The organism is Caldibacillus sp. 210928-DFI.2.18, assembly GCF_020554505.1.
Classification (GTDB): domain Bacteria; phylum Bacillota; class Bacilli; order Bacillales; family Caldibacillaceae; genus Caldifermentibacillus; species Caldifermentibacillus hisashii.
This window is the reverse complement of record NZ_JAJCHL010000109.1, coordinates 1-9,079: the sequence shown is the minus strand read 5'-3', so window position 1 is coordinate 9,079 and position 9,079 is coordinate 1. Positions and strand designations below refer to the sequence as shown.

Annotated in this window: 7 protein-coding genes and 6 tRNA genes; 12 read left to right on the top strand and 1 reads right to left on the bottom strand. The window is 37.8% G+C overall.

What is annotated here, in order from left to right; genetic code table 11:
• The first annotated feature begins 560 nt into the window (after positions 1–560).
• The 4 genes from LIZ98_RS15800 (at position 561) to LIZ98_RS15785 (ending at position 5,350) form a co-directional block, all read left to right on the top strand.
• Positions 561–1,586 carry a LolA family protein gene (locus tag LIZ98_RS15800; RefSeq protein ID WP_095142674.1) on the top strand — a complete coding sequence of 342 codons (1,026 nt, stop codon included), beginning with the start codon at positions 561–563 and terminating at the stop codon, positions 1,584–1,586.
• 522 nt (positions 1,587–2,108) lie between these two features.
• Positions 2,109–2,390, top strand: a complete 282-nt coding sequence (locus LIZ98_RS15795) for a CopG family ribbon-helix-helix protein (RefSeq protein ID WP_034767827.1) — start codon at positions 2,109–2,111, stop codon at positions 2,388–2,390.
• Positions 2,391–2,394: 4 nt separating this feature from the next.
• Positions 2,395–2,745, top strand: a complete 351-nt coding sequence (locus tag LIZ98_RS15790; RefSeq protein ID WP_034767829.1) for a type II toxin-antitoxin system PemK/MazF family toxin — start codon at positions 2,395–2,397, stop codon at positions 2,743–2,745.
• Positions 2,746–3,157: 412 nt separating this feature from the next.
• Complete coding sequence (locus LIZ98_RS15785) at positions 3,158–5,350, top strand: Tex family protein (RefSeq protein ID WP_285857242.1); 2,193 nt, start codon at positions 3,158–3,160, stop codon at positions 5,348–5,350.
• Positions 5,351–5,586: 236 nt separating this feature from the next.
• Here LIZ98_RS15785 and cmpA read toward each other — a convergent pair whose 3' ends face one another.
• On the bottom strand, positions 5,587–5,700 hold the full coding sequence (gene cmpA, locus LIZ98_RS15780; RefSeq protein ID WP_095142672.1) for a cortex morphogenetic protein CmpA: 114 nt from the start codon (positions 5,698–5,700) through the stop codon (positions 5,587–5,589).
• A 259-nt stretch (positions 5,701–5,959) separates the two neighbouring features.
• Here cmpA and LIZ98_RS15775 point away from each other — a divergent pair, with 259 nt between their 5' ends.
• The 8 genes from LIZ98_RS15775 to LIZ98_RS15740 all read left to right on the top strand — a co-directional run bounded on the left by LIZ98_RS15775 (position 5,960) and on the right by LIZ98_RS15740 (position 8,801).
• Positions 5,960–6,421 (top strand): SprT family protein, encoded by a 462-nt coding sequence (locus LIZ98_RS15775; protein WP_041848431.1) that lies wholly within the window; start codon positions 5,960–5,962, stop codon positions 6,419–6,421.
• Positions 6,422–7,031: 610 nt separating this feature from the next.
• Positions 7,032–7,172 carry a hypothetical protein gene (locus tag LIZ98_RS15770; protein ID WP_156103153.1) on the top strand — a complete coding sequence of 47 codons (141 nt, stop codon included), beginning with the start codon at positions 7,032–7,034 and terminating at the stop codon, positions 7,170–7,172.
• Positions 7,173–7,883: 711 nt separating this feature from the next.
• A tRNA-Asn gene (locus LIZ98_RS15765) sits at positions 7,884–7,958 on the top strand.
• An 8-nt stretch (positions 7,959–7,966) separates the two neighbouring features.
• A tRNA-Glu gene (locus LIZ98_RS15760) sits at positions 7,967–8,038 on the top strand.
• Positions 8,039–8,085: 47 nt separating this feature from the next.
• A tRNA-Gln gene (locus LIZ98_RS15755) sits at positions 8,086–8,160 on the top strand.
• A 322-nt stretch (positions 8,161–8,482) separates the two neighbouring features.
• Positions 8,483–8,555: transfer RNA gene (locus LIZ98_RS15750), tRNA-Lys, on the top strand.
• 33 nt (positions 8,556–8,588) lie between these two features.
• Positions 8,589–8,672 (top strand) — tRNA-Leu (locus LIZ98_RS15745).
• 55 nt (positions 8,673–8,727) lie between these two features.
• Positions 8,728–8,801 (top strand) — tRNA-Arg (locus tag LIZ98_RS15740).
• Positions 8,802–9,079 lie beyond the last annotated feature (278 nt).

The window sequence follows — 9,079 nt, the reverse complement described above, 5'->3', positions numbered from 1 at the left end:
GAGACTCGTTTTCGTCGCCACTTTTGGTTGAGAAAAGCTTGTTTTTGACGACGAGCCCGGTTCTCGTCGCCACTTTTAGGTGAGAAACGCTTGTTTTTGGCGACGAAACTCATTCTCGTCACCATTTTTCGGTGAGATATGGTCTTTTTTGGCGACGAGCCCGGTTCTCGTCACCATTTTTCGGTGAGATATGACCATTTTTGGCGACGAGATCTGTTTTCGTCACCATTTTTCGGTGAGAAACGCTCTTTTTTGACGACGAGCCCGGTTTTCGTCACCACTTTTGGTTGAGAAAAGCTTGTTTTTAACGACGAGCCCCATTCTTGTCACCATTATAAGCTTGAATCTCCTTTTTTGTCGGCGAAAACCCACCCGTCTTTGAAATGTTAAACTCAAGTAATGATCATCACTTCAGTAACTTCGAACAGCTGAATACCTGAATACCCAAAATGGATGTCCATTCTTTAGCATATTTGGAAAGTTTGTCTCATATATTCATATTGCAAGAATTAAGGAGACAAGACTTCTCCTCACATGATTGAAATAAAGGGGTTGGAAATATGAAAAAAGGCTGGATTTATCTATTTGCCGGACTGGTATTCGTTATGCTTTTGGCGGGTTGCGGTTCGAAAACGAAGGAAGAAGTCATCCAGGAATTGAATAAGAAAACCGAGGAATTAAAAGGATATAAGCTCGATGCCAAGATGACTTTAACAATGGGGAATGAGGCTCAAGAGTATCAAATTGAAGTGTGGCATAACAAACCTGAATTATACCGGGTCCATATGAAAAATGCCGAACGGGACCAAAGTCAAATGATTTTAAGAAATAAAGAAGGTGTATACGTACTAACACCTGCACTGAACAAAAGCTATAAATTTCAGAGCGAATGGCCGAAAAACAGCAGTCAACCATATTTATACGAATCGCTTGTACAAGATTTATTGAAAGATGATAACGCGAAATTGACTGAAACAGATAAGCATTATGTATTTGAAACAAAAACTCGATACCAATATAATAAAATGTTGCCTTTACAAGAAATTACGTTTAACAAAAAAGATTTTACACCGGTTTCTGTGAAAGTCATGGATTCCGATCGGAACGTGAAGCTTGCTGTTGAATTTTCAAAGGCAGAATTCAATGCAAAATTTGATAATGGTTCCTTTGATTTGAACAGAAATATGACCAGTGCCCAAATGGAAGCTCCTGTGAGTACTGTAGAAAAAGATGCAAATTCTGAGCTAACTGTAAAAATTCCAACAGAAGAAATTGCCGGAACTACACTCGTCGATGAACAGGAAGTCACTACATCTAACGGAAAACGTGTAATTTTAACATATGAGGGTGATAAAGCCTTTACCCTAATGCAAGAACATGTCGAAGTTCTTGAAACATCCAGTATGTCACCAACAGTCGTTAAGGGTGACCCAGTTGATTTAGGCTTCACGATAGGTGCATTGACGGACAATTCCCTGACTTGGACGGACGGTAATGTTGAATATATGATAGCTTCCAATAATTTGACAAAAGAAGAAATGGTAATGTTGGCGAAATCTGTTCAAAATGTTTCTGTTGAGAAGTAATTTTATAAAGATGTAAGTTCATTTGATTGTTTTGATAATGAGTTGGTCAAACAGTTTCCAATCATGACAATATAATTTTTTTGTAAAGGGGTCTATCCTGAATTGGGCACCACAAACATCGAGAGTGCGTGTGTGAATTTTTCAGGGTGACCTCTTTATTCTTTACACAACTTCAATCAGTGGGGACATCGATATCTCCTGCTGATTGCAAAAGGTCTGCGGAGCCTTCCCAATTTTTCTGTTCTATGATAACCATATACTGAATAATTTCATATTGTGGCTCAAAATTAAACCATATATATTTTTTAACACATTACAGATTATAGAAAGTGACTGGAAAGGTGTAAAAGATATAGGGTTTAGAAAAAAATGTCCAAACTGAATGTGCAGCGGTCGAATTTTGCATAAAAACCGACTATTTTGGCTGATAATAGTGAGGAAGTGAAAGAAATGACTTTTCATTATGATAAATAAATGTTACTATGTTTAAAGAAGCATAGTGAGTAGTTGGAGGTGTCTTTTGTGTCTGAATCCAGCGCAACACAAGAAATACTAGTGAACTTGCCGCAAAGTCTATTACTGGAGATGGATGGATTTATTAAACAAGAAAATGTGAATCGCGATGAGCTGATTTATCAAGCGACAAAAATGTTTTTACGTGAAAGGAAAAAAAGACACATTCGAGAATCCATGAGACGGGGATATATGGAAATGGCCAAAATTAATTTGACTATTGCATCGGAAAGCTTTCAGGCTGAATATGAGGCAGAACATACAGTTGAGAGACTAGTAAGCGGAGGATAAGCCTTTGATTGTTAAACGAGGCGACGTTTTCTTTGCCGACCTTTCCCCTGTCGTTGGTTCAGAACAAGGAGGCGTCCGTCCTGTTCTCATATTACAGAATGACATAGGGAATCGGTTCAGTCCAACTGTGATTATCGCAGCGATCACCGCTCAGATTCAAAAGGCAAAATTACCTACACATGTGGAAATCGATGCGAAAAAATACGGCTTTGAACGAGACTCGGTTATACTTCTAGAACAAATTCGGACAATTGATAAACAGCGACTTACCGATAAAATTACCCATCTGGATGAAGAAATGATGGAAAAAGTTGATGAGGCGTTACAAATCAGTTTAGGATTGATCGAATTTTGAATGAAAACAACAATGACGCTCTTGAATGAAAATCAGAGCGTTTTTTCATACATATGTTAGGAAAAAAACGGTAAAATTGTTTAGGACGTCCGAGTGGGAATCCTCCTCTATTCATTGAGGATTTGATGGGCGAAGGAAAATTCCGAAGAAAGTATCTGAAAGAGTTAAACACTCAATCAGTAGTGGTGTTGGGCACACCTGTGAAGTACCTACAACTTTGTAGGGGTTCCGAAACTCGTTATTTTAATGGCGGGTAGTTCATAGTGGGAAAGGTGTTCATTTCAATGTCTGTTCTGCCAAAAGGTAAGTCATCACGGCTTATCTTTTTTATTTTTCCCAAAGCAAAGTGGAAAGCCAAAATTGATTTACTCACTTTTTTCAATCATAATAAGGTAGTGCTGAAAATGTAATAATGGGAGTGAATACATTGGAGCAAACCATTGATAAACAATCGGAATTAATGAAACAAGTGGCAAAGGAATTAGCCATTAAGCTAACACAAGTAAAAAATGTTATTGATTTAACGAATGAGGGCAATACAATCCCTTTTATAGCAAGATACCGGAAAGAACGGACGGGTGCTTTAGATGAAGTTGTTATCCGTGATATCCTTGATCGTTGGAACTACTTGTTAAATTTAGAAGAACGGAAAGCGGAAGTTATCCGAATTATCGACGAACAAGGAAAATTGACGGAAGATTTGGCGGGAAAAATTGAGAACGCAACAAAACTGCAAGAGGTAGAAGATTTATACCGGCCATATAAACAAAAGCGCAGAACAAAAGCAAGTATCGCCAAAGAACGAGGATTAGAACCGCTTGCAAGTTGGATGATGACCTTCCCGGAAACAGGAGAATTGCGAGAGGAAGCCCGTCGTTATATTAATGAAGAACTTGACGTACATACAGAAGAAGATGCCATTACCGGAGCAAAAGATATTATTGCTGAAATGGTTTCAGATGATGCAGAGGTGCGGAAATGGATCCGTTTTGAAACGATGAAACACGGAATAATTGAATCAGCCGTTAAAGATGGAGAAAAGGACGAAAAACAAGTATTCGAAATGTACTATGAATATGAAGAACCTGTTGGAAAAATTGTTCCACATCGGATCCTTGCCTTGAATCGCGGCGAGAAAGAAGGAATTTTAAAAGTTTCTGTAAAACCTGATATTGAAAAAATCATCACTTACTTAAAGCAATCGTTTATTAAAAATGAGCGTTCACCGGTTGCTTCTGAAGTCATGCTTGCGATTGAGGACGGCTATAAACGGTTGATTCAACCCTCAATTGAACGGGAAGTTCGGAATGAATTAACGGAAAAGGCCGAAGAACAGGCAATCCATATTTTTTCTGAGAACTTGCGGAAATTATTACTGCAGCCCCCATTAAAAGGAAAAATTGTCTTAGGTGTCGATCCGGCGTATCGGACCGGCTGTAAATTAGCCGTTGTCGACGAAACAGGGAAAGTTCTTCATATTGATGTCATCTACCCGCATCCACCGGTGTCAAAAAAAGACGAGGCGGAAAATAAAGTAATGGGGATTATTGAAAAATATAAGGTTGAAATGATTGCGATCGGAAATGGAACAGCTTCACGTGAAACCGAAGAATTCATCGCCGATACTTTAAAAAAATTAGGTGGTAGTGATACCTACTATATGATCGTTAATGAAGCGGGTGCCAGCGTCTATTCAGCATCAGATCTTGCACGGGAGGAATTTCCTGATCTTCATGTTGAAGAAAGGAGTGCCGTCTCAATTGCCCGGAGATTACAAGATCCTTTGGCTGAATTAGTGAAAATTGATCCGAAATCAGTTGGCGTCGGTCAATATCAACATGATGTTTCCCAAAAAAAATTGCAAGAGTCGCTTACTTTTGTCGTTGAAACGGTCGTTAACCAAGTTGGCGTCAATGTAAATACGGCATCCTCCTCGCTTTTGCAATACGTCTCTGGCCTTTCCAAAACGGTAGCCAACAATATTAAAAAATATCGTGAGGAAAACGGGAAATTTAAAAACCGGGATGAACTGAAAAAAATTCCTCGGCTTGGTGAAAAAACATATGAACAAAGTATCGGGTTTCTCCGGGTTGTTGATGGAGATGAACCATTGGATCGGACAAGTATTCATCCCGAAAATTATCCGGTTGTTAGACGTTTATTGGAGAAATTAGGCTTTTCAACAACAGATATTGGCTCTGAGAAGCTTATTCAACGTTTAAATGAAGTCAATATTAATGATATGGCTGTTGAACTCGAGGTAGGAGAACTTACTTTAAAAGATATTTTCGATGCATTGAAACGACCGGAACGAGATCCGCGTGACGATTTACCAAAACCATTACTTAGAAAAGATGTATTAAAGATGGAAGATTTAAAACCAGGTATGGAACTTCAAGGAACCGTTCGGAACGTTGTCGATTTTGGTGCATTTGTTGATATCGGTGTTAAGCAAGATGGACTTGTCCACATTTCGAAAATGAGTAACCAATATGTTAAACACCCGCTTGATGTTGTTTCCGTCGGTGACATTGTAACTGTTTGGGTGAACGATGTCGATGTGAATAAAGGCCGGATTTCCTTGTCGATGTTAAAGGAAAGTTAAGAGGAAACGGTTTTTGTTCTTGATAAAGAATCATGCATAATCGAAAAGGAAGTCGTCTATTGTTAAATAAAAAACGTTACAGTCACATCATCATGGTCGTATCGCCAGTCACTGAAAAAGTCATTTATTGTCAACTAGAAAGCCCCTTCCGCAAATGTCATTCGGAAGGGGCTTTCATAATGATCTGCATGCCTACCGCAAATCTAATGGATTGCCCGGAACGATGGAAGAAGAAATTAAGAACAATTTTTTCTCATATAAAAATACCAGCACTGATTTAATAACTTAATTTGGTACCGATTTTTCTCTAAAAAAGCCCTTTGCATTTGTTTTTTGAACCAACTCGGCATTAACCACCCCTCCTTTTGAAAGAGGTAATCCTCACGATAATATTTTTGAAAGGAAATTGTACAAATCCACATAACCGAAAAATGAACGTTTATTCCAATTACCTTTTTTATTATTGCAATTCAGGATAGAATCTGTTTAAGGTCAGCTGATGGTACAGTTTTTTAAATGTGTGTATAATTTAATCTATGTTAAAATAGATTGTCAGTGAACTACTTTTATTTAAACACGAAACTTTATAGGTTATAGGTGAAATCAAAAATGAATGATCAGCAACTCCAAAATTTAGTTGAAAAAATATCCCTTGAATATTTTAACAGGCAATTCAAACATAAAGCAGTTTTTAATAAAAGACTGCGGACAACGGGTGGAAGATACATACTACAGACCGGTAATATTGAAATTAATAAAAAATATTATGATGTGTATGGAGAAAAAGAATTAATCGGTATCATTAAACATGAACTTTGTCATTACCACCTTCATCAAAATAAAATGGGTTACCGACATAAAGACCAACATTTTAAACAACTTGCCAGTCAAGTCGGTGCTCCCCGATACTGTACACCATTACCTGAAACATTAGAAAGAAAACGGTCAGTGCAAATATATCAATATCAATGCTCTAATTGCGGCCTTATTTATAAGCGGAAGAGAAGAGTAGATACAAATCGCTTTGTTTGCGGGAAATGCGGCGGCCGGTTAGTAAAGGTAGACAAGTAAACATAAGAGGATAAAACAATTTTTTGTTGATGCTGCTCTAGCACCCTTTCGGCACTTGCCTCAGAAAAAAAGAATATCATTACCTGGTTTTTATTGACAGATTAAACATTTGGTGTCACAGCGCTCTACCTGGCCCAAAAAAAGCATGCTGATAGTCATTGGATGCATGTCCTAAACGTAACGGCTTATCTCAATTGGTTATTGGCAAACGTAGCTGGATGCTAAATTGGAATATGGTTGAACAGCCTGAAACTTTTGGTTTGATTTTGCTTTGTTTACAATTTTTATTGGCTTACTTATACTGCAAGTTTTAAATCAACCGAAAATATCAATTGAAATAATCGTTATTATTAGTACGGTGATTTTTACAGTCTGGCGAATTTGCTTGTTCCAATTGGAATTGACGTTACTATAGTAAAAATCTTTGTTGCATGTGTCGGGATGGTGGAAAAATGGAAATAAGGTGGGATTTATTATTATTGACATGTCCATTGATACTGACGTGGTATGCTCCAATTCAATAGGGAGAATTGGAACCCTTTTTCGATGAACAAGTTATTGAAGATGTCGATCGTTAGGAAATTGATTGCCGAGGGGGCTTTCTTTTATTTTGTCAACGTGGTATAATATAGATAATGCTTTTTCGAACGAACTTGAAATATCAAAAAGGAATAAATGGTTTGGCGTTCTTGGTGAAATCATTAAGAACTTAATCACACTGGATCGACTAAGGAGTCGTAAGGATGTATGAGAGGTAGGGCATACGTCGTTTAGGTTTTAAATAAAGGAATATTACCGCGGCAATTTATCTTGAGATATATAGTAAAAACAAGTTTGAACATATTCGTAAAGTATTTTAAGGCGCCTGAACGGGTGCTTTTTTAATTTTGCTTTAGAGGGAGAGATGGTGAAATTAATCAGGTAATTATTGGAAACAAATAAGCCTCTTTGGACATGGTGTTTTGCAGGATGGTAGCATAAAACTTGAAACTTCTTCTTCTCAAAACAATAAAAATTGGGTGCTTTTTTGGTTAATTTTTAATCTAACGGGGTAAGGCTATTTTTAAAAAGGAATGTAAAATGAAGGAAAATGTGTTTTTGGGGAGGTGTATGATAAATATTCGGAAATTAACTGTACATGAAGATTCTCCGATGGATGTGTTGTTACTAGCGGACCTTCTTACGAACATGTTCAGGAATATTTACAAAGGAGTATATTTTATACTTCAACTTAGAACAGCCGTGACTTTAGTCTTAGGATAGATAGTTTTTAAAAAAATTGGGATTGAAAGATAAAAAAGACGTTGACAGACAAATCTTAATAACTGATCGAGCATTTGATTTGCTTTTGTGCTTTTGTTAGGGGCAAAATAAAAAAAATAAAATAGAGTGTTGACAAACAAAGTTAAACAAATTATAATAACAAAGGTCGAGTTGGTTGAAGGAATTAACTCTTTGCTATTCCGCAGTAGCTCAGTGGTAGAGCAATCGGCTGTTAACCGATCGGTCGTAGGTTCGAATCCTACCTGCGGAGCCATTTGTTATGGCCCGTTGGTCAAGCGGTTAAGACACCGCCCTTTCACGGCGGTAACACGGGTTCGAATCCCGTACGGGTCATTTAATAATTATTTTATTTTTGGTAATAATATCTTTGAAGGAAATATTGGGCTATAGCCAAGCGGTAAGGCAACGGACTTTGACTCCGTGATGCGCTGGTTCGAATCCAGCTAGCCCAGCCATTCCTTTTGTATCGAGAAAACTTCTAGTATATATTTGTATTATGAGTCATTAACTTAGTCGATAGAGTTAAAAGTTTCTATGAATCAGCTACGAGTTACCTTAGCACTTAGAGTTCTTCTGAAAATAGCGACTTTTGATGTAATAATGTAAATATAATAACGAGCCATTAGCTCAGTCGGTAGAGCACGGATGGAAATGCTTCTTTGAGTATACATCAGCGTACCGATCGAGCCGCTTCTTGAATAATCATACTGAGATCGGGACGTCGTAGATGCCCTAGTAAGGTAGAGGCTATTAATGTAATAATGCAAATATAATAATGAGCCATTAGCTCAGTCGGTAGAGCATCTGACTTTTAATCAGAGGGTCGGAGGTTCGAATCCTCCATGGCTCACTTTTTTATGATAAAACTATAGAAATTATAAATGCGGTCGTGGCGGAATGGCAGACGCGCTAGGTTGAGGGCCTAGTGGGAGTTAATCCCGTGGAGGTTCAAGTCCTCTCGGCCGCACTAAAAAGTAGTTGACAAAAACAAATAAGTTTAATATACTATAAAAGTTGCACTTGCGCCTGTAGCTCAATTGGATAGAGTGTCTGACTACGGATCAGAAGGTTATGGGTTCGACTCCTATCAGGCGCGTTATGTTTGAATCAATAATCAAAAACAGCTTATTTTGATCAAACAAATGGTTTTATGTGCGGGTGTAGTTTAGTGGTAAAACCACAGCCACGAGCAAAGCCACTATGAATTGACTACGAGTTGCCTCGACGCATAAACTTCTATGAAAAAACTAGCAGAGGAAGAGGCATGAAGAAGGCTGACTAGTTTAAGTGTGAATTATAATTTTAAAACAAAAATTTATATGCGGGTGTAGTTTAGTGGTAAAACCACAGCCTTCCAAGCTGTTGTCGTGGGTT